Here is a 25952-nt window from a genome sequence, read left to right on the forward strand (position 1 = left end):
ACCGGGGCAAGATGTCAGCGGACGCAGCCGCGAAACACAGGCCAGTCACGGGAGCAGCGTCGCTAGCGTCGAGAGCACCAACAGCACCGCCAGGATCCGGTTGAACAGCACCCGCCTGGCCTTCGAGCCCAGCAGCGCCGCGGCGCCTCGCCCGAGCAGCGCCCAAGCCGCCAGACACGGCAGGGAAATACAGAAGAACACCACTGATAGCTGCATCACATCATGCCAGCGCTCGACGCCGGGACGCGCAAATACACTGATGACCGCAATCGCCATCATCCAGGCCTTCGGATTGACCAGTTGCAGGCCCGCCGTCGCGAGAAAACCGATGCGGGGCCCCGTCGGCTGCCCGTCCACTCGCTCGGGCTCCGGGCTGGAATAGATTTGCCAGGCGAGATAGCTCAACCACAGGATGCCAAGCCCTTTCATCACGGTTTGCAGCACGGTATGCGTCGCTACCGCGTCGCCAATACCCAAGCCGACCGTCAATACCACGAGCGCAGCGCCTGCGCAGCCTCCCAGTACGATCGGCATGGCACCGACAAAGCCGAAGCGGACGCTGTGGCTGAGCACCAGCACGTTGGTTGGCCCCGGTGTAATCGATGCGACAAAGGCGAACAGCGCAAAAGGCAGGAGTTCGATCATTGCTGACGCCACCCCAACGTCTGATCACGCAGGGCAAATCGAAAGTCATCGTTCATCGTCATTCGGCTCCTGAATCGCTACAGGTGCCAGTCTGGGTGCAGACAGATCAGCCGTCTGGAAGATTCGAGCAGCGCGTGCGGTAGTGCGCCGGTGTCAGGCCATACGCGCGGCGAAACCAACGCCCAAGGTGACTCTGATCGGCGAATCCGAGCATCGAGGCCACCTCGGCGGGTGCGTGCCCTTGCGCCAGCAAGTGTCTGCCCCTGGCGAGGCGTAACTGGATGAGGTACGCATGCGGCGCCAGCCCGTACGCCGCCTTGAACGCTCGGGACAAGCGAAAGCGACTGGCGCCCGTAATCGCGGCAAGCGCTTCCAGGCCGATATCCTCGTCGAAATGCGCATGCAGATACTCACGCGCTCGAATGGCGACGCGAGGCAGCCATGGATCGTCCTGCCGGGCCTGGCGCCAACGCAGATGCTGGCTCAGGTTAAGCAGTAGCGTATCCAATGCGGTCTCGCGAACGATGCGCAAGTCGTGCTGTTCCAGTGCGTGGAAAGCACCGGCAATAGCCGCGAGTAACGCCGGCCGCTCGGTGAGTGTGAGGGCGAACCCGGGTTCGCCATGGACCAGCGGCGCGTCATCCAGCGTGCGCAACTGCCGCTCCAGCCAGGCCGGCCGCAGATACAGCATCGAGTAGGTGAACCCACCCGCGGCGGGTGCATCGCCGTCATGAATTTCACCCGGTTCGAGGAGAAAAATCTGACCCGGGGTGCTCTGGTGCACCGCTCCCCTGCAACTGAACTGCTGGACGCCCTGCTCGGTAAAACCGATCAGGTAGCTGTCATGCCAATGAGGGTCGTACGCATGCCCCTCGAAGTGCGCACGAATGGTCTCGATGCCGGTATCGGCATCTTGGCGAAGGGATATCCAGCTGCGATCGTCAGTGTGCATCCGGCGCTCGGGAATCGTTGTTAGCGTGCGATCGCTGATCCTAGTACGGAGCTAACCCTGAAAGCTGGAACATTCGTGCAGGCGCTCACACAGCCTTATTGCCTTCGCCGCCCACCTCGCTGTGCAGGCAGCGCCGGAACAACTGATGCAACGGCTGCTGCTGCACGCTGTGGCGACTGATCAGAACGAGCTCTCGATAGAACGTGGCGTCCCCGAGCGACAGAATACGGACCGTCGGCTCGCGCTCCAGCCACAGCCCGGCTTTGGGTACCAATGCCACGCCCAGTCCGCCTTCGACCATTTTGACGATGGCGTCGAGTTCGTCGAGTTCGAGTCCGGATTGCACGTCCAGGCGGTGTTTACGAAGAAAGTGACTGACCTGGCGTCCGCCGAACGAACTCCGGTCGTAACGCACGAGGGGATGATGCGTGAGCAACAGGAAGGGGTCGTCACCTTTAACATCCAGGGGTGCGATCAAAACGAACGGCTCCCGCTGAATCAGCTCGGCATGCAATTCCTTTGGCAGCGCGAAGGGCGGGCGGATCATGACCGCCACGTCGATATCGCCAGCATCGACCTGCGACAACAGGTTAAGCGAAACGCCGGGGACGAGCTTTGGCGCAACGCCCGGCGCGTCATGCCGCAAGCGCAGCAGAACCGGCGGCAGCAAACCGGTCTGCACCGTCGCGATCGCACCAATGCGCAGCTCGCCACGGAATTCGGCTAGCGATTCTGGCTGGGCCATCAATGCGAAGGTTTCAAGAATCTGCTCAGCCAAGGGTAAGGCGCGCAACCCGGCGGCGTTGAGGTGCGCCGAGCGTCCTGTTCGATCGAACAAACGCAGGCCTAGCGCTTCTTCGAGATTCTTGATCTGCGCACTTACGGCCGATTGCGTCAGCCCGATCTGGTTACCAGCCGCGGCGAAACTGCCGCAGCGGGCAATGGTTAGAAAGGTCCTTATCTCGCGAATCATAGGCACCGGATTGATCGAAATTTTTGAGGCTCGAATCAAAACATATCCATTGTCGGAGGGTGCGGCAAATCGACCAGAATAAGCGTCACTGTCCCACTGAAAAGAAGGTAGCCCAGATGAGCCTCTCCCCTTTCCACCTTGCGATCCCCGTTTACGACTTGCCCGCCGCCCGCCATTTCTACGGAGAAGTGTTCGGCCTTGCGGAAGGACGTTCGTCCGAGCATTGGGTCGACTTCGACTTCTACGGCCATCAGTTGGTGATCCACGAGCATCCGAAGACCCAGTCGCAAGATGCGGCACACACCAACGCGGTAGACGGCCACGACGTCCCGGTGCCGCACTTCGGCATCGTCCTGAGCTGGCCGGAGTGGGAAGCCTTGGCTGAGCGCCTGCGTTCACTGGGTACTCAGTTCGTCATCGAGCCCTATGTGCGCTTCAAGGGCCAGGTGGGCGAACAGGCCACGATGTTCCTCTTCGATCCCTGCGGTAATGCGCTGGAATTCAAGGCGTTCAAAGACATGAGCCAGCTGTTTGCAAAATAACCGCGGCCATTAACTCGCCAATATCAGAGCATCGGTGTTGTAAACAACGCCGCAACCAGCCGGGACGAACCCAAAATAGTTGCTCGTGCAGACGCACAGCCAGAGCTGAACCGGCGCGATCAGACGGTTCCGGCGACGCCCCGGCGCACGACGTATGCGTTACTTTCTCAGCGCGTAAACATAAGCCTCGACGGTTTGTCCGGTGCCGAGCCGCACGGCGGCGGGCGTTCGTATATAGGCATCGCCTTCGAACGCGTCGAGCGCTGCCCACTGTGCCGGAAGCTGATGGGAACTGAACACGAAGCCTTCGATCCGCTCGCCTTGCTCATTCAGGTCGAGCCCGGGGAAACCCATTGCCGCGCCCCACCCTTCCTCACGTAACGTGCCCGTCACACTCGCCGCTTCCCATGAGCCAGCTACGCCGGCCAGGATGTGTTCATTGGGGCGACCAGGCGCCAGCGAACCGTAAACGAAAAGCCGCTCCATCTAGTTTCCTCATTGATCCCGCGCGAGCACTTACGGCCGCAAGCAGAGCCTGTTTGTACCCTGGTTCGGCATTCCGGTGGCAACCGTGACTGCTACCACCAAATTTTCGCGCCTGGGGCGGGCTAAGGTGTTATCTCTGCGTGTCGTTCGATGGCCGGAGTTCAGCTAGGCGCTCGCTGCGGCCTGCCATTCCCGTGGACTGGCGCCGGTCTTGCGACGAAACGCGCGGGCCAGCGCTGACGGGCTCTCGTAGCCGACTTCGTCGGCAATCAGCGCAATCGGTCGGCCCTCGCGCAAGCGCTTCTGCGCCAGGCTGATGCGCCAACTGGTGAGGTAATCCGCAGGCGTTTGCCCTACCACCTCGCGGAAGCTGGCGGCAAAGCTGGCACGGGACATGTTCGACTCAGCAGCAAGTTCGGCTACCGACCATGCACGCTCCGGCTCGGCATGCATGAGCGTGATCGCTCGTGCCAGGCGCAAGTCCGCAAGGCCGGCCATCATCCCGGACGTCATCGTCTGGCTGGACATGAGATGACGCAACATCTGCACGATCAGCAGCTCGAACAGGCGGCCCATCACCGCTTCGCGTCCGCAGTAACTGGCGAATGCCTCCTCGAACAGCCAGACCAATGCGCCGTCCAGAATCGGCGCTTGTGCGACCGGTAGCAGCAACACATCGGGTAGCGCCGCAGCAAGCGGATTGTTCGCGCCGCCATCGAAACGCAACGTGGCGCAAACCAGCCGCGCGCCCTCTGACTCCTTCGCAATCATGCGGTGACGATACGGACGAGGAAAAACCATCACGGTCGGCTCGGTCAGATGCACGTCGGAATTATCAGCCAGGCGCAACGTCATGGTGCCTTCTTGCAGGACATGGATGTAGCCCACCCTGTCAGCCGTTTCGAAGGCGGCCACGCCGCAGAGATCTCCGCTGTGATAGAGCCCCGCATGCATGCCGAAGTGGGTCAGCAGGCTTGATAAACGATCCATGGGTGTCAGCCTCGATTAGACGATCAGTTGCTTATTACAGACGATTCGATCCCTACGCGACGTCCCGCCTGCCCATTATGTGCCTGCACCTGACGCATGGCGCTCTCGAAGTTCTGAGCCGCTTCAAATGCTGGTGCCCCGGTCCGCTGAGCAAAGCCAGCGACTGATACCCGAACCGAGCAACCTCATCGAAAGGTAGAACAACGTCATGACCACTGCAGCCAAAACCCGCAAAACCCTCGCCGCCGCCCTACTCGCCACGTCGGCTCTGGGCAGTGTCACCAGCTTCGCCGCTAACAAGCCTACTGTCATTCTCGTGCACGGAGCTTTTGCCGAATCGTCGAGCTGGAGCGGTGTGGCCTCTCGCTTGATGGACCAGGGCTATCCGGTCATCGCTGCCGCAAATCCACTGCGGGGCGTGGCACACGATGCGAAGTATGTCTCGACGCTCATCGAGCGGACCTCCGGCCCTATCGTCCTGGTTGGTCACTCCTACGGTGGCAGCGTCATAACCAACGCCGTAAACGGCAGCGATAAAGTGAAGGCGTTGGTCTACGTTGCCGCCTTCGCACCGGCAGCCGGTGAAAGCGCCGCGGCACTGGCGGGCAAGTTTCCGGGCGGGACATTGGGCCCAACGCTGGCCGAACCGCTGCAGCTGAGCGACGGCAATCAGGACCTCTACATCCAGCAAGACAAATTCGCCGAGCAGTTCGCCTCTGATGTCGCTCCAGCCGAAGCAGCACTCATGGCCGCCACCCAACGCCCGATCACCGCAGCAGCCTTGAACGAGGAAAGCCGGAACACCGCCTGGGACCATGTACCGTCCTGGTTCGTCTATGGCTCGGGTGACAAGAATATTCCGGAAGCCGCGCTGAAGTTCATGGCTGACCGCGCCGGCTCGAAGAAAACCTTAACTATTCCCGGCGCCTCCCACGTCGTCATGACCTCCTACCCCGACGAGGTCGCCGCCCTGATAACCGAAGCGGCTGAGGCCACGGCCAGATAACAATCAACCACCAAACGCCGGCCGATGAGCAATGACTCATCGGCCGGCGCTTTGCGTTGTCGTTTGGCCTCTACCGAGCGTACAGCGATACCTTAACCCGCCGTGACCGTCATGCCGCCGTCGGCCATGACGACGGAGCCAACGATAAAGCTCGCACGACCAGAGGCAAGAAAGGCGACGATCTCGGCAATTTCCTCTGGCTGCGCGGCGCGGCCGATAGGTGCAGCCTGGCCGTGTTGGGCCAGAAAGCCGGGGCCATCATCGACGACATCATTGAGGATGTTGGTAACCACGTCACCGACACCAATGGCATTCACGCGGATGCCATGCTCAATGGCTTCGAGTGCCAGCGTGCGGGTCAACTGCGCCAGCGCACCTTTTGACGCGGCATAGGCAGCGATGGTCGGAAATGCAAAGTACGACGCGTATGAAGCGATGTTGACGATGGCGCCTGACTTGTTGGGCGTCATTGCTTTGATCGCTTCGCGGCAATGCAGAAACGCCGCCGTGACATTCACCGCCTGGATGCGCTCCCAGTCTTCGCGGGTCATCTCGACCACGGGCTTGTTGATGATAATCCCAGCGTTATTGACGAGTATGTCCAGCCGGCCGAAGGCTTCTACAGCCATGCCGACCGCGCGCTCGGCGGCGCCATCGTCTGTAATGTCTGCGACCAGCGGCACCAATCCAGGCCGACCCAGCGTCTCGACGGATGGATCCAGATCTTCGGCAACCACCTTGGCGCCACTGGCGTGCAGCAACAGGGCAATGGCCTTGCCGATGCCACTGGCCGCGCCGGTCACCAATGCGACCTTGCCTTCGACTTCTTGCGGAATTTGATAAGTGAAATCAGTCATGGTGCTCTCCTCCTCTGCGAGCTAGCGAGGTGTTCGCCGCTCGGCGCGCATCAGGCGCTGTCACTATCGACACCTTCACTTTCGCGCAGGATCAGGTGTGACGCCTTGGTGCTTTTGCCGAGGCTGTCGGAGTTTTGCGCCAACCTGAGCGCGGCGCTGCTCCGGCAGTCAGCCTGAACGCCGGACAATCGTGTTCTGCGGGTGCGCTACGCTAGCGACCGCAGCCCAAGCAAGACTTTCGCAATGGAGTCCCCCTTGACCGTCCCCACCACTCAACGCCAGCCCACAATCGACGTCCAGCGCATCACCGCTGACTCAATGTTGCGTTACCTTCCGAGCGAATCACGGGTCATGCCGGCGCGCCCGGAATGGCAGGACGTAGTGATACAGCTGTACACCCATCATTCCGTCATCGAGCCGATACTCGTGCCCGCTGTTGTGGAACCGCTGCTGGTGTTGGTCCTGTCGGGCGCCGCGCGGGTCGAGGAACGCACGCCTGGTGGAGAGTGGGAAGTCGCCAGCGTTCAGTCCGGCGACTTTTTTCTCACCCATACGGACACGCCTTACGAGATGCGTTGGCAGACGCAAGGCTGCGATACCTTCGAAGTGATGCACCTGTACCTCGGCTTGCCGTTGATCGATCAGGCCGTGCGCGAACTGTTTGGCGAACGCGCCGCCCCGGTGTCACTCCTCGATGTGTCCGGCGCTCGGGATGAACGCGTGAGCTTCCTGCTCGATCAGCTACGCATCGAACTGATCGACAAGCATCAGCCCAGCCAGTTGTTCATACATGGTCTGGCGCAGGCGCTGGCGGTGCACCTGGTGCGTCGGTACCGCGACCCGCACAGCCGCGTCCGACGCAGTAACGCGCTGCAAGCCTATAAGTTGCGTCGGGTCGTCGGTGCGATGAATGATCAGCTGACAGATGATTTCAATCTGCACCACCTGGCCCAGATTGCAGGCCTTAGCACTTACCACTTCAGCCGGATGTTCAAGCGCGCCACTGGGCTTTCACCGTCTCAGTACTTCATTCGCCTGCGCATGCGCCGCGCTCGGGATCTATTGCTCGAGACGGATCGCAGCGTCATCGACATTGGGCTGGACGTTGGGTACTCGAGCCCGAGCCATTTTTCCCAGGTGTTTCGTCGCGAAATGGGTATCACACCCAGTGCATATCGCCAGGCCTGAGCGCTGGTCAGCAGGCGTCGCGCGTTCACGCAAAACGCGAGCACTACCGGATCGGAAGTGACCACGATGGCAAACTGGCCTAAAAACGCCTCCCACCCAATTTCTCTCGGTCTTTCCCCTGTTCTACCTGTTCAACACGATCCACGCTCATCAAGCCGAATACCTCAACTCGGCGCTCAGGCGCCATGGTGTGGATTCTGTCGTGCTGACCAACGGCCTGAGCCCCGAGGGTCAGCCTGTCTATTCCATAGTCTGTCCGCACGCTGCGGAGGCTGAACAGGCCAGGCACTTGTTGCTCACCGACAGAGCATTCATCAATGACCTGCATCCTGAATGCGCAGGCGAGGTCCGAATCCTGCGCCGCGAAAATACTGCCGTCCTGACGCGGCTGTTGTCGTCGAGACGCCTGTTGATTCTGTCCGGATGCGCGCTTGTGATTGCTTTATGCGGGTACGTGTTCGAGCTGTGATGCACTGCCACGTGCATCCCGCGTTATGACACCGGATGCCGACCCCAAAGCAGCAGTAGGACGAGCCCACTGCAGCGCGGGCTCGCCAACCTTTCAAGGAACGTCTTCACGCGTCTGCTCAGTCAAGGCTCGGCGCAGCGCTTGAGCCACCGGCCCAAGGGGCTCATCCAAGCGGTGCGCCAGATAGGCTTCGTAATTCACCAAGCCGCCTCGGCCTAGGTCCGCTACGCCAAGACGAACCACACGGCCTGCGTGAAGATCGTCCTGCACCAGCCATGCGGGCAGACGTCCCCATCCGAGGCCTGCCCGAATGAGGGCAAACTTCGCCTCCTGCGTGTTGACTCGACAGGTATGCGGCGAGAGGACGCCAAACGTTCGGCCTTCGGACAGCCGACTGGGATCGGTCAGTACGATCTGCAGATGGTCAGCAAGCTCCGGCAGCCCGAGCGAGGCACTACCGGCCGACTTGGCAAGGGGATGGTCGGCCTGCACCACGGCGATTTGCTGAACCGCGCCAATCGCTTCGAGTGCAATTCTAGGGTTTCGGAAATCCTCACCCACAATCACAGCCAAGGTGCAGCGCTTTTCTTCAAGCGCCGCCAGAGGTCCTCCCAGCGGCTGGGACTCCAGGCGAAACGTGGTCGAAGGAAACTCAGCCCTCACCTTCGCCAAGGCCTCCCCCACCTCGGCGATCGGGTAAAGCGTATCCACGACAAGCGCCAATTCCAGCTCAACGCCCCCGCCGAGTGCTCGGGCGCGTGCCCGCATGGCATCTGCTCTCAGCAGAAGATCACGGGCATTGGCCAGCAATGCCTGCCCCTCCGGCGTCAAGACCGGGCGGTACCCGGTACGGTCGAACAGCGCCAGGCCAAGCTCAGACTCCAGGTTAGCGATGGCGTGGCTAACCGCCGATTGAACCCGAAGCAACCGACTTGCACCCGAACGGAAACTTCCGCTGTCCGCCACTGCGACGAAGGTCCTGATCTGATCAAGCGTCATTCCATCCAACATGATCTGTTCCTTCGATCGAGTTCTTCGATTTTTTATCACTCCTGCTGAACATTTGGAATGGATAGGCTTGACCCGTCCCAAGCTTAGCGAGGTGAACCATGACTAAAGTACTGGTGCTTTATTACTCCTCTTACGGCCACATCGAAACGCTGGCACAGGCAGTGGCCGACGGCGTACGTCGGGCAGGGGCCTTGGCCGTCGTGAAGCGCGTACCCGAACTCGTTCCGGAGTCGGTCGCAGAGAAGGCTGGCTACAAGCTGAATCAACCCGCACACATCGCGACCGTGGCGGAGTTGCCTGAATACGACGCTATCGTCATCGGCACGCCCACACGCTTCGGCAATATGGCCTCACAGGTAAAGAACTTCCTCGACCAGTGCGGCGGGTTGTGGTTCGAGGACAAACTCGTCGGCAAAGTCGGTAGTGTCTTTACGTCGACCGGAAGTCAACATGGTGGACAAGAGAGCACGATCCTGGCGACTCATACCGTGCTGCTTCATCTCGGGATGGTCATCGTAGGGCTGCCGTATAGCTTCAAAGGGCAACTACGGATGGATGCAATCACCGGTGGCTCCCCGTACGGCGCCTCGACCCTGGCGGACGACGGCAGCGGTGGCGATCGTCAGCCGAGCGACAATGAGCTGGAGGGTGCCCGCTTCCAGGGCTGGCACGTTGCGCACGTCGCCGCAGCGCTTGCCGCGTCGCCGGTGGGCGTGCCGCAGTGAACACCGCGGTTCACCAGGCGCGGCCCACTTCGCTGGTCTGGATGGTCCTGGGTTGTGGCGTCGTTGCGGCCCTGCATGTCGGTAAAGCGGCTATCGCGACCCCATTGCTCCAGGCAGATCTGGCCCTGAGCCTTGGCCAAGCCGGATGGCTTACTGGCATATTCGCCGTACTGGGGGTGGTAGGCGGTGCGCCGGCCGGTGCCTTGGTGGCCGCTGTCGGGGACCGGCGATCGCTGCTCGTGGGACTCTTGACCATGGCGATCGCCGGCGCGGTTGGTGCACTAACCGACGCCTATTCTGTCTTGCTGGCATCACGGCTGGTGGAGGGGCTCGGCTTTCTACTGACTATCGTGGCAGGACCCGCACTGCTGCAGCGGCTAACCACAGGCGCTCAACGAGACATGGCGTTCTCGCTATGGAGCTGCTTCATGCCGTGTGGGATGGCCATTGCGATGCTGGTTGGGCCTTTTTTCCAGACGTGGGCGTCGTTCTGGTGGGCAAGCTCGGCGCTTGCCGCGATGGCAGCCGTAACGACACTCTACTGTGTTCCCGAAGGCGGCTCGCACGCTGGCCTTGCGCTGAGAAGCATGATTGGCGGCATTCGCCAGCTGCTCTCCTCGAAAGGCACCGTTCTCTTGGCATGTTGCTTCGCGCTTTACAGCCTGATGTTTTTTGCGCTTTTCAGTTTTCTCCCCGTCTTGTTGATGGAGCGCATGAACGTCACTTATCAGACCGCTGGTCTCTTGGCTGCCCTGGCCAGCGTCATTAACGTCAGCGGCAACCTCGCAGCGGGCCACTTGATGGCGCACGGTGCGGGTCGCACCTTACTCATTGCGGTCGCAAGTTGCTTGATGGGGTTGTCGGGGATCGGCATCTTTCTCGGCTTGTTTCCAGCGATGCCTACATTCCTGCTATGCCTTCTGTTCTCGGCCATCGGTGGGCTTATCCCAGCCACGTTACTGGCATCCGCCCCGCTGCTAGCGCCTCACGCCTCGCTCGTACCGATTGCTGTCGGTTTGATCATGCAGGGCAGTAATCTCGGCCAACTGGTTGGCCCGGTAGCCGTTGGTAGCGCCACCGCAGCGTATGGCTGGAGTGCCGCCGGCGCGGTGGTACTCATCTCCGCCACCGCGACCTGCTTCATCGCCGCGCGTCTACGTCCGTCCTTTCGGCAATAAGTCACTGGTCCCGGATGATGAGACGATGATGTCGGAACAAAGAGCGATCGACGGCGGACGTTGTCGACGCGCCATCGGTAGCGGTGACGCGTGCGGTTTGTGATGCGGTTCACGCCGTTACGCGGCGGCTATGCCATCCACTGCCCTATCATAGGAAGCGATCGGTCTTCTCTCTCCAAACCGGCCGATCACTTCCCCGCGCTGCTTGGCGCGGTTTTTTTTGAAAATTTTCGCGGGAGAACACACCCGCCTACAGTCGACCCTCAGGAAAGACTGTGCAAAGGCAAGCACCGATCCCGGCGAGGCTGGTTTGAGCTGACGCGTAGCGATTCTTACCAGGCATTACCAGATGATCGCCTCGTCAGCGACGACACTCCATTGCGGTTCGCTGAGCTCGAGCTTTCTGCTATCGCTCCGGCTCCTACCGCCCCCCTCTTCGAATGTCATCGCGCATCCATCGGACCAGCAGTAGCGAAAATCGCATTGAGTTCAGCGCCGGTTGGCGAGTCTGGAAAGGCATCGAACCTGCCATCAGCCAAGGCATGAGCTGCGCGATGGAAGCCATTCCACGCGGCCCTCGCCAGGGCCCCGCCAACGCTGACGCGCCTCACGCCCATCTCCGAAAGTTCTTCTACCGTTAGGTCACTGTTCCAGCCGATCAGTACATTGACCGGTTTTGGTGCGACGGATGAAACGACTGTCGCGATCTCGTCACGCGTTCGGATCCCTGGCGCATACAGACAGTCGGCGCCTGCTTCGGCATAGGCTTGCAGACGCTTGACCGTATCTGGCAGATCCGGGCGACCAACAAAGAAGTTTTCGGCACGAGCGACCAAAAGTGTGTTGGAGCCATTCGCATCGATTGCGGCACGTGCTGCACGGATACGCTCAGCCGCTTCTTCGATACCCCGAACGGGCGCTTGCGCATTGCCCGTAGAGTCCTCGACAGACAACCCGGCAACCCCGGTTGCAACGGCAAGCTGCACGCTTTCAAAAACGTCGCCTGGTGTTTCCCCAAATCCGCTTTCAAAGTCCGCATTGATTGGCAAAAGTGTGGCCTGGACTATGCTCCGTATATGTTCCAGAACCGCATCGCGCTTCATAGCGCCGTCAGGCTTTGCGCAGGACCAAGCATGGCCAGAGCTCGTCGTTGCCAATGCCCGGAACCCCATGCTCGCAAGCAGCTGTGCACTGCCAGCATCCCAGGGATTGGGTAGCACGAAGCATCCGGAGTCATGCAGCTTTCTAAACATGTCGCGCTTTTGCGAAACAGTCGAACCGATCATAGATCCACCTTTCTTGCCATGCAGTTTCGGTCAGGGAACACGGGCTCATGATGGCATCCACGGGATGCGGGACGTCGTCAAAACTCCATCCCAGTGCCATACACAGTGATTAATCGAGATACCTGCTGAGCGCTGAAGGGCACCGGGAAAGGCATCTACTACCCTCCTTTCCTAGGGGCAGCACCTGCAGGATACGCCGGGCAAGGTTCTTTCCACTCCCATTGACGGTGCGCCTTACGGCCTTACGAAACTGCCATCCGAGGCGAGAACCGTTTATTCGCCCAGCAAGGTTCCTGCTGTGGGGTGTCGAGTGAAGACGATGGGCTGACTGAAATTCAACCAGTCGACTCTAGCCCCCGCGCGCCGTGAGGCCAAGATGCCATCACGCCTGTTATCCAACTGCTTATCCACAGATTCTGTGGATAACGACGATGTGTCAGCGGCCAAAATGCGGACCACGGCGGAACTGGCTGTGCTTGGTTGAGCCTCTCGCGCGAACGCACGAGGCGATGCCGAACGCCGATGAAGATCCAACGCGTGGCGGCCGGGAACACCCTCAGCGAAACAAGGCTACGGCTGCGTGATTCCCTTAACTGGGGCTAATGTTTCAAGTCGGCCAATGCTCGTATTCGGGCAGTCACGCATGTGTCGCTGAGCCGCCGTGAATCCTGGCGGGCTCGGGTGAAGGTCTGCATGAGTACGGCGTAGCCGACTGGATACAGGGCATTACTTCGGCAATACCTGGTCATTTAGATCGCGTTGCGCATCAGATAAAACAACTGAAGTCATTTCAATCGAATGGCCGATACCGCTCGGTAGAACGCGGTTCACTATGACGCGACATCGTTTGGGCAAGAACGAGATGCGCGCGAAAGTGCCGTTAGCATGGACACAGCGCTGGGGTTAGCGAGCCTGTCGAAGGCGGCTCCTATTGCTTATTCAGCGCAAGCGATAACCGTGCCTCGTCAGCAGCCCACGCCCCTGCTCTAAACGTCAAGAGCAGTACGGTCGTGATTCGTCAGGAGCGATCAAAAGCCGGAACTTCCTCGTAGGAGATCCACCATGCGTACCCTGAAGCCCTTGGCACTAGTCGTTGCCGCTGCGATATCGCCCCAAGCCTACGCCGAAGAGAACCTTGTGCTCATCGAACAAAGCGGAACCCGCCTTACAGCGGCAGCTACGCAAATGGGCGGTGTGGGTAATGAGGTCAGGCAGTTTCAGAACGGCACTGCTAACGAGGCTGAAGCGATTCAGGACAATGGATCGAACAACGCCATCACCCAATCGCAAAGTGCAGCATCAAATCTGGCTGTTGCCAGACAGTCCGAGGGCGCGGATAACCTGATCCTCCAGTATCAAGCCGTTGGCTCTGATAATCAGACTGGCGCTTTTCAGAGAGACGGGACGTCCGGAAGCACTATCTCTTTTGGCCAGCACGGTGACGCCAACTATGCCGCTGGAACGCAGTCGGACGTTCTCGATTCGGCCACATACGGCCTACAAGTCGGGTCGGATAATGATGTCTACAGCGTCCAGCTAATCAGCAGTGATGCACAGGGGGCTATACAACAACATGGCGACTCCAACTATGCATCCATAGGTCAGACCTTGAGCGCCAATGTAGAGGTCTATATATGGCAAGACGGCGAAGCCAACCAAACAACCATTTGGCAATTTAACGGGTATCAATCCAGTGCCACTAGCGAAGCTTTTGGTAATGGCAACGTTGTATCGATCACCCAGAACGGTAGCGAGTTAAACGCAAACACAGAGGCATTTGGCGAGCGCAATACGGTCATGCTCACGCAATCCGGCTCGAATATGCAGGCGACGGGTGAGCAGCGCGGAGCCCACAATTCCATGTTGGTCACCCAATCAGGCAGCCGGCTCACCAGCGCCTCTCTGCAATCGGGCAATGACAACACGATCAGTGGAGCCCAAGCAGGCGACGATGTGGCAGCGGACATCGATCAACAAGGCGAAGGCAACGTCACTACGTACCTGCAAACGGGCTCCAGCATGGTAGTGACAGCAGACGTAATGGGGCACGGCAACGACATCCTCGCCCATCAAATGGGCTCAGGCCACGTGTTGGAGCTGGCTCAGGATGGAGAAAGCAATCTGATCAACGCTACCCAGCTTGGTTCAATCAACAGGGGTGTGATCACACAGGTAGGTGCAGGCAACTCTGCTGAAACCGGTCAGTTTGGCTCAAACGATGCCGCCACCATTGCTCAAAGCGGTACAGGCAACTGGGCTGGGTTAACCCAGCGTTAACGAGTCCGGCGCTACGGCCCGCGACCACTGAGGGCCAGCCCTTACAGACGTGGTTTCTGTCTTCGCCGGCGCCCAATTAGCCGATGTCGTTTCGGCACGGCCGAACATGCCGACCAACGATGTTGGCGTAACGAACACAGCGGGTAATAGCGAACCGGCGATGAGCGAAACTCCTTCGTTCATCTACCGCTATTGTCATGCGAGCGCTTAACTTCTATTAGCCAATGCACCGACATGAAAACAAAAGAGCGAGACGAGCTGCTCCGGATTTTGAAAGAGCGCTTTGACAACTACACACACCGCCACCCGCATCTATCGTGGGCTGAGATCGAATCACGGATCGAAGGCAGGGCTGACGTACTGCGCTCGCTCCATTTGATGGAGACGACCGGCGGAGAGCCGGACGTTGTCGTCCTCGGCTCGGAGGACGGCCTGATCACATTTTGCGATTGCTCGAAAGAAAGCCCAATCGGCCGAAGAAGCCTGTGTTACGACCGAGCGGCGCTGGATGAGCGCAAGGCGAACAAGCCTAAGGGCAGCGCCGTCGAGGCGGCAGCGGATATGGGCATCGAGTTGATGGGCGAACAGCACTATCGCGCCCTGCAGTCATCCGGCGAGTTCGACGTCAAGACGTCGAGTTGGGTGCTGACCCCTGCGGACATCCGCACCCTCGGCGGCGCGCTGTTCTGTGATCGCCGCTATGGTGCCGTGTTCATCTACCACAACGGCGCACAGTCGTACTACGCAGCCAGGGGGTTTCGCGGACTGCTGCGGGTTTGATGGTGGCAGGCCCGCGCAAGACCGCCCAGGTTCAATGGGAACCTGCTAACGCGGCGGTGGATGCTACGGCTGCTAATTCAACTCGCCCGTCGCTCGCGTTGAAGCCGCAAACCGTTGGTCCTAGCCGTTAGGGCACACCTCAAATCGACCGCGTTCGCCTCCCATGTCACGACTGTCTATGCGCTGCCTCGAATGACCCATGTTCAAGCAAAACCAATCCAGCGACCCGCGATGAGGATCGAAAGCCAAAGAACGGCAGATGCGGCGGCCAGGATGCGAACTCGTGAAGTGGGCTGGCCGGCTTCGATAGCGGTATCAAAACGTTCGCCGCGATGCTGGAGTGCGATGTTGCCGATTGCCAGCACTAGCAGTGCGGTTTTGCAGAGAAAGGCTGGATTCGCTGCATACTCCACCGGCTTGACTGAGAACAACCAAAGCCCCGTGACCACTGCGAGTGTGGCGCCCGCTGCCGCTGTGCGTACGAGAAAGGGGCCAAGGACTGGCAGGTCCCGCCGATGTAATGAGCGCATAAGAAGCAGATCGAGCGGCAGGATCGAGCCAAGCAATAGCCCTACGCCAAGGATGTGAGTTGCGTTGACGACGAGATAGGCTATCCAGTGTTCCTGCAGGAAGACGGCACCTGGCCAGCCGGCAATCGACTGCAGGAAATGAGTCTTCACCCTCTCGTCATTCCTCGATGCGCTCCGGATACATGTCGTACTGCTTGCCGCCGACCGTAATGCGCACGGCTTTCATATGCGCTTCGTTCGGCTCTTTGGTGCGGTTGCCGAGTACGGTGATGTCATCCCCGACCTTGGCGGTATCACCGGCGAAACCTGAACGCTTCGTCTGGTTTGGGTTTCCCAGATCTACTTGCCATATACGGCCGTCCTCGGCCTTTACACGCAAGGCCGGATGAGGGGGTGCCATCGAGATTTCGTCAATTGTGCCCTTTAGCTCTGATTGCTCTTCCTCCGCCCAGGCCCAGCCGTGGTGAGCGAAGGTCTGCGCTGCAAACAGCGCGATAGCGGTGACGCAAAGTGTTAAGACCATACGACGCGCAGCATCGCGCTCCGTGATAACGATCGCTCGGGCGGCTGTTCGGCTTTCGCGTGAAATCGACATAATCATGCTCCTCAGCGAGTAATGATTGAGGGTTCGACACATCGAATGCAGCTCTCCGTTTTTAATCACAACAGACGCAGTGCCTACCGCCCCTAATAATGTGTAGCAGCTACTTCGACCTTCCGCCTCAGCCAAAGCAGCCAGCCGCCGGGCCAGCGATAAGCCACGAGCAGACGCTAGCCGTACTCGGTTCGGCGAGTGCGGTAGGTCGTTGCTGTTGCGAACGGCTCAATGAAGTAGCAGCGCCCTTCCGCTTACAGGCAAACGCTATCCGCGACTGGGATCCCAGCGCCTGAACAGCACGCTGGCATTGACGCCGCCGAATCCGAACCCATTCGACAGGGCGTACTCGATCGGCATCTTCCGCGCGCTCAGGGCCACCAGATCGAGTCCTTCCGCTGCCTCGTCGGGGTTATCCAGGTTCAGCGTCGGCGGCACGATCTGGTCGCGTAACGCCAGAACAGTAAAGATGGCTTCGAGACCGCCGGCAGCGCCCAACAGGTGGCCGGTACTGGACTTGGTCGAGGTGATGGCGACACCTGAACCCGCCCCGAACAACGAGCGGATGGCTGCCAGTTCGCCGCGGTCGCCAACCTGAGTGGAGGTCGCATGGGCGTTGATGTGTTGGATCTCATGGGAGGAAACGCCACCCTGCTTGAGCGCCTGCTCCATCGCCCGTCGCGCACCGTTTCCATCGGCAGGGCCGGCTGTCAGGTGATAGGCATCGGCACTCGTACCGTAGCCGACCAGCTCGGCCAAAGGTTGCGCGCCGCGAGCTAGCGCGTGCTCGAGCGATTCGATAACCAGCAGGCCCGCGCCCTCGGCCATGACGAAGCCCTCCCGGTCACGGTCGAACGGACGAGACGCCTGCTGCGGCCAGTCATTAAATCCTGTTGAAAGTGCACGTGCCGCCGCAAAACTCCCCAAGGTGACACGGTGAATCGCTGCCTCGGTCCCGCCGCAGATGGCGATGTCCGCTTCACCACTCCGAATCAGTCGGGCCGCATCACCAATCGCTTGCACGCCCGCGGCGCAGGCCGTTACAGGCGCGCCGAGCGGACCCTTGAAACCATGCTGTATGGAGATGTGCCCGGCTGCCATGTTGGCTAGAAACGACGGCGCCGTGAACGGCGAAAGCCGGCGTGGTCCCCGATTGTCGGTGGTGCGCACGGCCTCGGCGATGGCATCGAACCCACCGACGCCCGAGGCGATGATGGTCGCGGTTCGCTGCTGCCCCGCCTCATCGGCCGGATGCCAGCCTGCTTGCCCAAGCGCCTCCTGCGCCGCGACCAGGGCGAACTCGATGAAACGATCCATCTTCTTGCGGTCCTTTGCAGCGATGTAGCGGTCCGGGTCATAGCCCGCCTCGCTATCCTCCGCCACGCTTGGCACGCGCCCTGCGATGCTGCACCCGGTTCCCTCTGACAGATCCTCAGGCAGTGCCCGAATACCCGATTGGCCAGCCAACAGACGAGACCACGCGGCTTGCGTCCCACAGCCCAGCGGGCCTACAAGCCCAGTTCCCGTGACGACGACACGGACAGCATTCCTAACACTCATATCAAACCTCGTCTCTTTGATGACCGAGACACGGTCAGAGGCCCCGTCTCGCGGCCTTGAGGGTGCTTACGTGTTCGTAAGCACTAACGTTCCATCAGCGCCGCGAGCGGTTAACCTCACGCGCCGGCCCCAAGAATCAAGCAGCTAGTCGAGCCGATGGCATAGAGTCGATCGTCCACGTCGTACAGCCGACCCTCGGCCACCGCAGTCGAGCGTCCGACATGCACGACCCGCCCCTCTGCACGCACCGGTCCGACGCCGGCACGCAGCGCGCGGATGTAGGTAGTGCGCAGATCTGTCGTCGTGTAGCCCTGCCCCGCTTCCAATCGGGTATGCACGGCACATCCCATGCAGGAGTCGAGCAACGTCGCGGCATACCCGCCGTGTACGCTTCCCAGCGGGTTGTAGTGGCGGTCATCAGGTGTGCCCTGAAAGACGAAGTAGCCTGGCGCCCACTCCACCGGTACAAAATCCAGCAGGTCGCCCATGGGCGGGCGCGGCAGTTCACCCCGGCCGATCGCATCGAAGAAATCCAGCGGGGCCATCCCCAGCGCCTTGCTCCGCGGCACGGTGCCGACAGGTCCCATTCGGGCACGCATGGCTTCTTCGGTATCGAGCCAGGCGGCTAACCGAGCTTCACGGTCTGCGTAGTTCATAACGATCCTCTACTGTCGGCAGTTATAAGCGCATTAGATTATGGCCAGCATATAAAACATATGATGCCTATCATGTAAAGGACTGAGCCGCGTACGGATCGGCTGCGCCACCGCAACGACGACGGCAACGAAGGGTTATGGGCTCAGCCTGTCAAAAGTCGTGCAGTGAGAACTGGCGCCTGGTGGTGCGGGTGCACGCCGTGCCGCCTGGCATCACGCGCATCAACTATTGAAGCGCAGCAGGGCCGGCAGAGCAGTTGCCAGCGCAATGGGGTGATTGAGGTCTGGAGATTGAAGTGGTGGAGGACGCAGCGTTGCACGGTTGCACGGTTGCGCGAGTCCGTTACCTTCCCCTCATTACCGGATGCCAAGAAGTGGAACCGAATGGTGGCAGCACGCGCAGCGCTCGGACCGATCCTGTCGCATGCTCAGGTGGCACTCCCGCTATCGAAGCGAGTTTAGTTTTCGGGCAGATCGGCGTCGATGAGCCTAAGCAGGCTGGCGCGGGTTTCATCGAGCAGGCGATCCGACAAGCCCGGGTCAACCACGCTGCGCGACAGCAATAACGCGCCAACCAGGGCACTGAGGATAAGTGCCGCATCCTGGTTGCCATCGATGTGATCGCTGATCTGATCGAGCCGTTGGTTCACCGCCTCGTCGGTGACTGGGCTGGCCTGCCCCCGCCGGCCCAACTCGGCAGAGATGGTGGGAAACACGCACCCCTTCGCCGGCTCGGCTCTATGGGTCTTGGATAGGTAACGGCCTATGAAGGTCTCCAAGGGTTGGTCGCCACCCAGGCTGGTGGGCGTGACCGCATCGAGCTCGATCGCGCAATGACGCAGGGCTTCCTCCACCAGGTCATCCTTGGATTGGAAATGGGCATAGAACCCACCGTGCGTGAGGTTCAACGCCTTCATCAGCGTCGGCACGCTGGTCGCGCTCACACCGTCGCGACGAAAGCGGCGCGCGGCCTCTTCAACGATGCGCTGGCGAGTCTGAGCCTTGTGATCTTCGGAATACCGCATGGTCGGCCTCGGTAATTCATATGTTGCCCGTCATGCTACGCCTCTGACCTGATTCGGCAAGCCGCCGCACAAGCGCACATCAAGGTGATGTCCCAGAGTACCGGCAGGAATCTACTTGGCCGGTTCGTGAGGCCACTAAGCTTGCCGGCGCGGCAAGTCGTCATGCCACACCAGCCTGCTAGACTGCCCGCCTCTCCCCCGAAAACAAGAAGAGAGCGTCCGCGTGACAGTCGCCCATTCGCTGCATCCCACCGTTTTCAATGAAAAGATCGCTGAAGCGCGGCCGGTCCGTATCGATCTGATTTCGTGTTCCCGGCCAGTCGCCGCTTGCGCCCTGGACGGCTTGATTGCCCGCGCGGACGCGGCCAGGATCGCTGGCAGTAAACAAGGCATGGGCGGCGCGCGGGCATGCCCGGCTCTGCGATGCGAGCTTGATCATCATGACGCGAGGTATCGCACATGACGGGCACCGATGGCATCGCGCTGGATACGTGGTGCGCCAGCGCTCGCGAGTTTGCTTTCGGCAATAAGCGCATTCGCTACTGGACGGCCGGCGAAGGCGAGCCGCTGCTGCTGATCCATGGTTTTCCCACCGCCAGTTGGGACTGGAATAAGGTCTGGCAGCCGCTTGCTGCGCGCTATCGGCTGGTTGCCTGCGACATGCTCGGCTTCGGCTATTCAGCCAAGCCGCGCGGGCACGCCTACAGTCTGATCGAGCAGGCCGATCTGCAGCATGCAGTCTTGCGAGAGCTCGGAATCGACGGTGCGATCCATGTGCTGGCTCATAATTATGGCGACAGCGTCGCTCAGGAGTTGCTGGCGCGGCACTGCGAAGGGCGCATCGCGCTAGCCAGCTGCGTATTCCTTAATGGCGGGCTATTCCCTGAAACACATCATCCGGTACGGGTACAGAAACTGTTGCTCGGGCCCTTCGGCTCCGTGCTGGGCAGGCTGTTCTCGCGGCGCTCTCTAGGGAAGACCTTCGGACGGGTGTTCGGTGCGCAGACACAGCCGAGTGAATCCGAGCTGGACGATTACTGGCGACTGATCGCCGAAAACAATGGACCTGCGGTCATGCACCGCCTGATCCGCTACATGCCAGAGCGGGTCGCACAACGCGAGCGCTGGGTTACGGCCATGCAGCGCTGCAGTGTGCCGCTGCGGGTGATCGACGGCGCGGCCGATCCGATCTCTGGCGCACACATGGTGGCCCGCTACCGCGAGCTCATTCCGGCACCAGACACCGTGCTACTGGAGGGCATCGGTCACTACCCGCAGGTCGAGGCCCCGGAGCGGGTACTCGAACACTATTTCGATTTTCGCGCGCGCCTTGCGTCTTGAGAGCTGGGCCGTTGAATCGACGGCGCTTTAATCCGTTTTTCTGCGGCTGCTAGGTCAGGCGTTGCGTCGAGCAGTGAGCCCAACCTCAAACCCCATGCAGTTATTGATCCGCCGATTTCGTCCCACCTGCGTCGACGGCGGCCCAGACCGACGCCGCGAACTGCGCCAATTGAGTTCGCTGTCTGGTGCTTGGCTAGCACGAGGTCGTCGAAGAGCAGTTCGTTGACGATTGCCTGGCAGACGGTACGTCTGAAACGCACCGTCTGCCAGGCTGAAACAAGCCGCCACCCCATCACTAAAAAGCCCGAACGGGGTGAACCATTCGGGCTTCCTTGACAGCCCAACCCGCAGGCTCGGCCTAGGCGCTCAGCCAGATCAGCTGGCTACAGTGCTCCCTTTGTCCATCCTGGTCTGCAGGTTGCTTCCATCGCCGCCGTAGTCCACGTGCTCGACATCATCGAAGCCTGGCGACGGGAGATATCCGCCGTCGGCGAAGAACTCGTATTCCTCCTTGCGGAAGTCGAAGATGGATTCGTCATCGGGCGCGTCGCGTTGCCCATAGTTGTACATGTAGGCGTCAAGAAACTCATACCGCTCCAAGCCGTCCTCTGTGAGCAACCCCTGCTTATCCAGATCGGCAAACAATTGCTGCAGGTCGTCGCGGTGGGCATCCATGCGATTGTTGTGCTTGATGTCCTCAACAATGAGGAACGGCGTCAACGCTACCGTTAACGCCGCGCCTATCCAGAGCAGCGGTGCCGCAATAGCCCGGGCCGCATTGGAACCGAGAAGCGCGGCCATTTGCGCACCGCCACCTGCGAAGTTGAACGCGCCTGCTGCGACAGTGATCGCACCCTGCGCCACCGCCACCTTGTCATTGCTGGCCAGCCCGGATTTGATCTTCAGCCCGCCAAGCACGATATCTGCCACGCCCGTGAAGGTGTTGGCGCCAGCGTCCATTACCCGCAGGAATGCCGAGACGCTTCGGCTCGTGGGCGTGCTGCCATTCAATCCCGGGTTTTTGGCGAAACCGTCGCGGAAACCGTCGTTGAGCTGCGTCCACTGCTCCCGTGTAAGCTCGAGTTTTTTGGCCAGCTTGTCCTGCGAATCGATGGGCGTGGCTTCGACCGCGTTGCTGAAGTCGGTAAGAAGCTTATGCAGATCCCCTTCGATCAGCCCCATGTTACGACCGGCACCACCGGGTGCATCCTTGCCGAAAATCTGCGGCAGCGACTTGTCCAGCCCCAGCATCTGATTGACGTGAGTGCCGCGAACGCTATCGATGATATTGCTGCCCAGGTTGACGAAGTGCTGCCCAGCACCCAGCACGCTGACGAAATCCTTCGCGATTGCCAGTCGCTCTTCGGGGGTGTCCGCGAGCGTGCCGCCCTTACCGGCAATCTGGTAGATGCCCGAAGCCAGTGAAATCAGCCCCCCTGCTGAACCGAGCGCACCGTTGCCGTTGAGCTCAGTGATCGTCTTGAGCATGCTGCCGTGGGCACCCTCACCGAGGGTCTTGTAGATATCCTTGCCCATGACCTTGTTGATGTCGGCATCGGTAACGGTGCCATTCTTGGCAAACGTCGCGCCCAGCTCTTTCAAGGCTTCGCCGAACGCCTTCGCGGTCTGCTTGTTGCCCAGAAACTCCTGCACGAATCGCTCGGTTTCCACCGTGCGACGGGTCATGTCGACGCCACCTTTTTTCAGCGCGGTGAGCAGCGTCTTGATGGTGTCCTGCGTGGCGAGCACCGTGTTTTCATCATTGATGCCTGACGGGTCGGCAAGCAGCTTGTCGAGGTCGATCGTGGTCGCATCGATCATCATGTGCTGCGAAAACTGTGCAGCTTTTTCCGGATCGAATGCGGCAAGCGAGGCGTACATCTTGCCTATATCGTCTTGCGCCAAGCTGTCCTTCTTGTCGGTCTTCAACTCAGCGATGTAGCGCGAATACTCCTCGGAAAACGCCATCTTCTCTAGCTTCTCCAGCACCGCGTCCTTGTCGGGCAACGCATCGAGCGCCTTGCTCTGCTGGGCCTGGAAATCTTTCTGCACGCTTTCGGAGCCAAACAGTGCTTTCGTTTGCTCGTCGAGCTTTTTCCCATCGATGATCGAGGCGAAATCTTCACCGTTGACCTTGGCCGTGCTCTGGCCCTTCGACATGTCCAACGTCACCATATTCAGGCCGTTCTCCTTGGCAGCCTGGGCCCGCAACGCGTTGTATAGCTTGGCTCGGTCGTCGTCCTTGCCAATGCTGCCGTTGCTGATACCGGTCTTCCAGTCGTTTACCAGGTTCTGCCAGGTCAGCTCGCCGACGGTGAGCTTGCGATTCTTGTCGTTCGGATCCGCCGTGGTGGTTTCCAGCGCGATGACATCCGTTTCGCTCATCAACGGCAGGCCGGCGCTTCTGCGTTCGAAATCCTGCCGGCTGGCGTCCGTCTGCTCGGGGCCTTTGAGGCTGGCGAAACCGTACTTGCCGAAATCCTGCAACCGCCCCGCTTCGGTGCCGTGCCTGGCCTCGCCGTCCTTGGTGATCCCGTCGATGCTGCCGTTTCCTACATCGCCGCCTGTGATCGTCTTGCCATCGGCATCATGCGTCTCGATGTGCTTGAGCACCTGGGACGCCCTGTAAGCAGCGTCGGCGTCCTTCTCGAAGTCGCCAACCTGTTCTTTCAGCCGATCCTTGATGCCGCTCTGGTTACCGAGGTTCTTGAGCAGCGGGTCGCTATCGATAATGTCTTTGGCCGAACGTTTGTCGTTGTCAGGCCGCTCCCAGACGATACCGAGCTTTTCCGCCTGCTCCCGAGCGCTCTTGTCATCACCGACCGACGCTGAATCCTTGAGCTTGCCCTTGAGATGGGAAAAACCATACTTGCCGAAATCCTGCAGGCGACCCGCCTCGGTTCCGTTTCTCGCTTCGCCGCTTTTGGTAAAGCCATCCACGCGGCCGTTAGCGACATCTCTTCCGGCAATGACCTTGCCATCACCATCCAGTGTCTCGATGTGCTCGAGCACCTGTACGGCTCGATAGGCGGCGTCTGCGTCCTTCTCGAAATCACCGACCCGCTCCTTGAGCATGTCCTTCACGCCGCTCTGATTGCCCAAATTCCTGAGCAGCGGGTTGCCATCGATGATGTCGCGGGCTGAGCAATCATCTCCGTCTGGGCGCTCCCACTCAATGCCGACTGCTTCGGCGTCATCACGGGCTTTGGGGTCATTGCCTGCCGAACTCACGTTATTGAGCTCGCCCTTGAGGTGCGAGAAGCCGTACTTCCCAAAGTCCTGAAGGCGGCCCGCTTCGGTGCCATGCCTTGCGTCGCCACCCTTGGTGAAACCGTCCACCCTGCAGTTGTTCACGTCGTCACTGGCGATGCGATTACCGCGTTCGTCCAGCTTCTCGATGTGCTCCAGCACCCTCGCTGCCCGATACGCAGCGTCGGCATCCCTATCGAAGTCGCCAACGCGTTTCTTCAGTTGGTCCTTTACGCCGCTCTGGTTACCGAGATTCTTCAGCAATGGGTTGTCGTCGATGATTTCCCTTGCCGAACGGCCATCGCCCTTAGGCCTTGTCCAATGGATGCCCGCATTTCTCGCCTGCTCCGCCGCCTGCTCCCACGCTTGCGAACCGCCGCCGTTGGCGTTTGAACTTGGCCCAGCACTGGAGGTAGCTTTTATGCTCATTAGCTGTTCCTTTCTTGAAGCACCAGAAAAAGTACAGTGACCACATGAACTCGCGTGGGCCAGGCGCAGAGTTGCTACTGGTTTGGGGCAGCTATTGCCGCCTCTCCATGAGAACTCTCAACGGTGAAAATACGATGACAGTGAATTGACCATCAGCGCCGTTGGGGTTGGCAGCCATGGCAAACCTTCCGAGGACCGCTGAGACCCTTCGACCTGGTTCGTCGTGTTATGGGTATTCGCGTACTGAAAGGGCATCTACAACACGGGTACGCTTTCTGCTCAACCGCGGACGCAACAGAGCCGGTCGATGCTTCGGGCCGTCGAAACCTCCTCCCCGTCCTGCTCGACATCGTCGTGGTGGTAGCTCAGCCCGACACTCAGTTGCTGCCAGTGGTAGGCGCTCTGCAACAGCACACCCTGCGTCTGCAGCGTCCGCCCGTTCACATCGAGATTGGGACGGCCGCTCGGATCGTAGATCGCATCCCGAACGCGGTTGTCATTTCCCCGCCGGCGAGCGGCTTCCTCGCGCGACAAAATGTTCGGGGCTCACGCTTTCCTCGAAGGTCAACTTCGTCCCAATAGCAAGGGCAGCAAAACTGCCCGCGGACTATCGCACCTTGGCATCTGGCGGCTACGAGATTGGCGCAGCCTGAGGAAAACTCAGCCAGTCAGACCGCTCCTACCTGTCGGTCAGCATCGATGACCTGTCCTACCGGCAACTGTCTACGCCACGGCTGCCACTCGCCGATCTGGAGCCGAAAACCGAGTAATGGGGAACAGCGACCTGCCCCCGGAGGGTGCTTCGATACTGAAAGCCGCATGGCACCAATCAAGACGGATCGGGCCGAGGCTTACCAAAACGTTTGACGACGAGGCTACGATCCGGGTCAAGGTCTGCATGAGTACGGCGGAGCGGCGCAGCCCAACTGGACATAGGCAATCCCTTCGGCAATATCACGTCTTGCTTGGTCAATTCGATCGCGTTGCGCATCAGAGAAAACAACTCGATTCATTCAATCGAATGGCCGATACCGCCCCGAACGCGGTTCAATACGGCGCGACACCGTTTGGGGAAACACGAGGATGCGCTCGAACGCGCAGACAACATGAACACAGCGCTGGGGTTAGCGAGCCTGTCAGCAGAGGTTCCGGCTGCTCATTCAGCTCCAAATTAGTCCTGAGTTCACGGGTTGGAATGCGCT

25 protein-coding genes and 1 pseudogene are annotated in these 25952 nt (G+C 60.2%); 10 read left to right on the forward strand and 16 right to left on the reverse strand.

Annotated elements, in window-relative coordinates:
- Positions 1–45: 45 nt before the first annotated feature.
- From K4O48_RS10950 to K4O48_RS10960, 3 genes are all read right to left on the reverse strand, one after another.
- The gene (locus tag K4O48_RS10950; protein WP_222908260.1) at positions 46–645 is read right to left on the reverse strand and encodes a LysE family translocator; all 600 of its coding nucleotides are present in this window, start codon (positions 643–645) and stop codon (positions 46–48) included.
- Between the two features lie 106 nt (positions 646–751).
- Positions 752–1597: an AraC family transcriptional regulator gene (locus tag K4O48_RS10955; protein WP_222908261.1), complete on the reverse strand. Its 846-nt coding sequence runs from the start codon at positions 1595–1597 to the stop codon at positions 752–754.
- An 85-nt stretch (positions 1598–1682) separates the two neighbouring features.
- On the reverse strand, positions 1683–2570 hold the full coding sequence (locus K4O48_RS10960) for a LysR family transcriptional regulator (RefSeq protein ID WP_222912069.1): 888 nt from the start codon (positions 2568–2570) through the stop codon (positions 1683–1685).
- A 116-nt stretch (positions 2571–2686) separates the two neighbouring features.
- Here K4O48_RS10960 and K4O48_RS10965 point away from each other — a divergent pair, with 116 nt between their 5' ends.
- Entirely contained in the window at positions 2687–3112 is a 426-nt protein-coding gene (locus K4O48_RS10965) for a VOC family protein (RefSeq protein WP_181297318.1), read from the forward strand.
- A gap of 159 nt (positions 3113–3271) precedes the next feature.
- On the opposite strand, the gene K4O48_RS10970 is transcribed toward K4O48_RS10965, so the two are convergent.
- On the reverse strand, positions 3272–3598 hold the full coding sequence (locus K4O48_RS10970) for a gamma-glutamylcyclotransferase family protein (RefSeq protein WP_222908262.1): 327 nt from the start codon (positions 3596–3598) through the stop codon (positions 3272–3274).
- Positions 3599–3629: 31 nt separating this feature from the next.
- On the opposite strand from K4O48_RS10970, the pseudogene K4O48_RS10975 reads away from it, so the two are divergent.
- A pseudogene (locus tag K4O48_RS10975) lies at positions 3630–3731 on the forward strand (lipid A biosynthesis lauroyl acyltransferase); the annotation flags it as partial.
- A gap of 32 nt (positions 3732–3763) precedes the next feature.
- On the opposite strand, the gene K4O48_RS10980 reads toward K4O48_RS10975, so the two are convergent.
- The gene (locus K4O48_RS10980; protein ID WP_222908263.1) at positions 3764–4588 is read right to left on the reverse strand and encodes an AraC family transcriptional regulator; all 825 of its coding nucleotides are present in this window, start codon (positions 4586–4588) and stop codon (positions 3764–3766) included.
- Between the two features lie 208 nt (positions 4589–4796).
- Between K4O48_RS10980 and K4O48_RS10985 the strand changes: the two genes are divergently transcribed.
- A complete protein-coding gene (locus tag K4O48_RS10985; RefSeq protein ID WP_222908264.1) occupies positions 4797–5594 on the forward strand; it encodes an alpha/beta fold hydrolase in 798 nt (265 codons plus the stop codon).
- A 92-nt stretch (positions 5595–5686) separates the two neighbouring features.
- Here the strand turns inward: K4O48_RS10985 and K4O48_RS10990 are convergent, their stop codons facing one another.
- Positions 5687–6451 carry an SDR family NAD(P)-dependent oxidoreductase gene (locus K4O48_RS10990; protein ID WP_222908265.1) on the reverse strand — a complete coding sequence of 255 codons (765 nt, stop codon included), beginning with the start codon at positions 6449–6451 and terminating at the stop codon, positions 5687–5689.
- 318 nt (positions 6452–6769) lie between these two features.
- Here K4O48_RS10990 and K4O48_RS10995 point away from each other — a divergent pair, with 318 nt between their 5' ends.
- Both K4O48_RS10995 and K4O48_RS11000 read left to right on the forward strand, forming a co-directional pair.
- A complete protein-coding gene (locus K4O48_RS10995; protein WP_222912070.1) occupies positions 6770–7639 on the forward strand; it encodes a helix-turn-helix domain-containing protein in 870 nt (289 codons plus the stop codon).
- Between the two features lie 190 nt (positions 7640–7829).
- A complete protein-coding gene (locus tag K4O48_RS11000; protein ID WP_222908266.1) occupies positions 7830–8108 on the forward strand; it encodes a hypothetical protein in 279 nt (92 codons plus the stop codon).
- Positions 8109–8201: 93 nt separating this feature from the next.
- Here the strand turns inward: K4O48_RS11000 and K4O48_RS11005 are convergent, their stop codons facing one another.
- Positions 8202–9119 carry a LysR family transcriptional regulator gene (locus K4O48_RS11005; protein WP_222908267.1) on the reverse strand — a complete coding sequence of 306 codons (918 nt, stop codon included), beginning with the start codon at positions 9117–9119 and terminating at the stop codon, positions 8202–8204.
- A gap of 98 nt (positions 9120–9217) precedes the next feature.
- On the opposite strand from K4O48_RS11005, the gene wrbA reads away from it, so the two are divergent.
- Both wrbA and K4O48_RS11015 read left to right on the forward strand, forming a co-directional pair.
- Positions 9218–9844 (forward strand): NAD(P)H:quinone oxidoreductase, encoded by a 627-nt coding sequence (gene wrbA / locus K4O48_RS11010; RefSeq protein WP_222908268.1) that lies wholly within the window; start codon positions 9218–9220, stop codon positions 9842–9844.
- Positions 9841–11022, forward strand: a complete 1182-nt coding sequence (locus K4O48_RS11015; protein WP_409518900.1) for a CynX/NimT family MFS transporter — start codon at positions 9841–9843, stop codon at positions 11020–11022. The genes wrbA and K4O48_RS11015 overlap by 4 nt, the downstream gene beginning before the upstream one ends.
- 443 nt (positions 11023–11465) lie before the next feature.
- On the opposite strand, the gene K4O48_RS11020 is transcribed toward K4O48_RS11015, so the two are convergent.
- Positions 11466–12308: an oxaloacetate decarboxylase gene (locus tag K4O48_RS11020; protein ID WP_222908269.1), complete on the reverse strand. Its 843-nt coding sequence runs from the start codon at positions 12306–12308 to the stop codon at positions 11466–11468.
- A 1062-nt stretch (positions 12309–13370) separates the two neighbouring features.
- On the opposite strand from K4O48_RS11020, the gene K4O48_RS11025 reads away from it, so the two are divergent.
- Both K4O48_RS11025 and K4O48_RS11030 read left to right on the forward strand, forming a co-directional pair.
- The gene (locus tag K4O48_RS11025; RefSeq protein WP_222908270.1) at positions 13371–14585 is read left to right on the forward strand and encodes a hypothetical protein; all 1215 of its coding nucleotides are present in this window, start codon (positions 13371–13373) and stop codon (positions 14583–14585) included.
- A 234-nt stretch (positions 14586–14819) separates the two neighbouring features.
- Positions 14820–15365 (forward strand): DUF4256 domain-containing protein, encoded by a 546-nt coding sequence (locus tag K4O48_RS11030; RefSeq protein WP_222908271.1) that lies wholly within the window; start codon positions 14820–14822, stop codon positions 15363–15365.
- Between the two features lie 203 nt (positions 15366–15568).
- Here K4O48_RS11030 and K4O48_RS11035 read toward each other — a convergent pair whose 3' ends face one another.
- From K4O48_RS11035 to K4O48_RS11060, 6 genes are all read right to left on the reverse strand, one after another.
- Positions 15569–16045, reverse strand: a complete 477-nt coding sequence (locus K4O48_RS11035; RefSeq protein WP_222908272.1) for a DUF2214 domain-containing protein — start codon at positions 16043–16045, stop codon at positions 15569–15571.
- A gap of 7 nt (positions 16046–16052) precedes the next feature.
- Positions 16053–16490 (reverse strand): DUF6152 family protein, encoded by a 438-nt coding sequence (locus K4O48_RS11040; protein ID WP_260523612.1) that lies wholly within the window; start codon positions 16488–16490, stop codon positions 16053–16055.
- A 267-nt stretch (positions 16491–16757) separates the two neighbouring features.
- Positions 16758–18050, reverse strand: a complete 1293-nt coding sequence (gene fabF / locus K4O48_RS11045; RefSeq protein ID WP_222908273.1) for a beta-ketoacyl-ACP synthase II — start codon at positions 18048–18050, stop codon at positions 16758–16760.
- 116 nt (positions 18051–18166) lie between these two features.
- Positions 18167–18706, reverse strand: a complete 540-nt coding sequence (locus tag K4O48_RS11050; protein ID WP_222908274.1) for a PaaI family thioesterase — start codon at positions 18704–18706, stop codon at positions 18167–18169.
- A gap of 458 nt (positions 18707–19164) precedes the next feature.
- On the reverse strand, positions 19165–19731 hold the full coding sequence (locus K4O48_RS11055; protein ID WP_222908275.1) for a TetR/AcrR family transcriptional regulator: 567 nt from the start codon (positions 19729–19731) through the stop codon (positions 19165–19167).
- Positions 19732–19909: 178 nt separating this feature from the next.
- The gene (locus K4O48_RS11060; RefSeq protein WP_222908276.1) at positions 19910–20173 is read right to left on the reverse strand and encodes a hypothetical protein; all 264 of its coding nucleotides are present in this window, start codon (positions 20171–20173) and stop codon (positions 19910–19912) included.
- Between the two features lie 17 nt (positions 20174–20190).
- Here K4O48_RS11060 and K4O48_RS11065 point away from each other — a divergent pair, with 17 nt between their 5' ends.
- The gene (locus tag K4O48_RS11065) at positions 20191–21072 is read left to right on the forward strand and encodes an alpha/beta fold hydrolase (RefSeq protein ID WP_222908277.1); all 882 of its coding nucleotides are present in this window, start codon (positions 20191–20193) and stop codon (positions 21070–21072) included.
- Between the two features lie 375 nt (positions 21073–21447).
- Here the strand turns inward: K4O48_RS11065 and K4O48_RS11070 are convergent, their stop codons facing one another.
- Both K4O48_RS11070 and K4O48_RS11075 read right to left on the reverse strand, forming a co-directional pair.
- On the reverse strand, positions 21448–24750 hold the full coding sequence (locus K4O48_RS11070; protein WP_222908278.1) for a hypothetical protein: 3303 nt from the start codon (positions 24748–24750) through the stop codon (positions 21448–21450).
- A 279-nt stretch (positions 24751–25029) separates the two neighbouring features.
- Positions 25030–25284: a hypothetical protein gene (locus tag K4O48_RS11075; protein WP_260523613.1), complete on the reverse strand. Its 255-nt coding sequence runs from the start codon at positions 25282–25284 to the stop codon at positions 25030–25032.
- Between the last annotated feature and the right edge of the window lie 668 nt (positions 25285–25952).

Source organism: Pseudomonas sp. DNDY-54 (genome assembly GCF_019880365.1).
Lineage (GTDB): Bacteria > Pseudomonadota > Gammaproteobacteria > Pseudomonadales > Pseudomonadaceae > Stutzerimonas > Stutzerimonas stutzeri_P.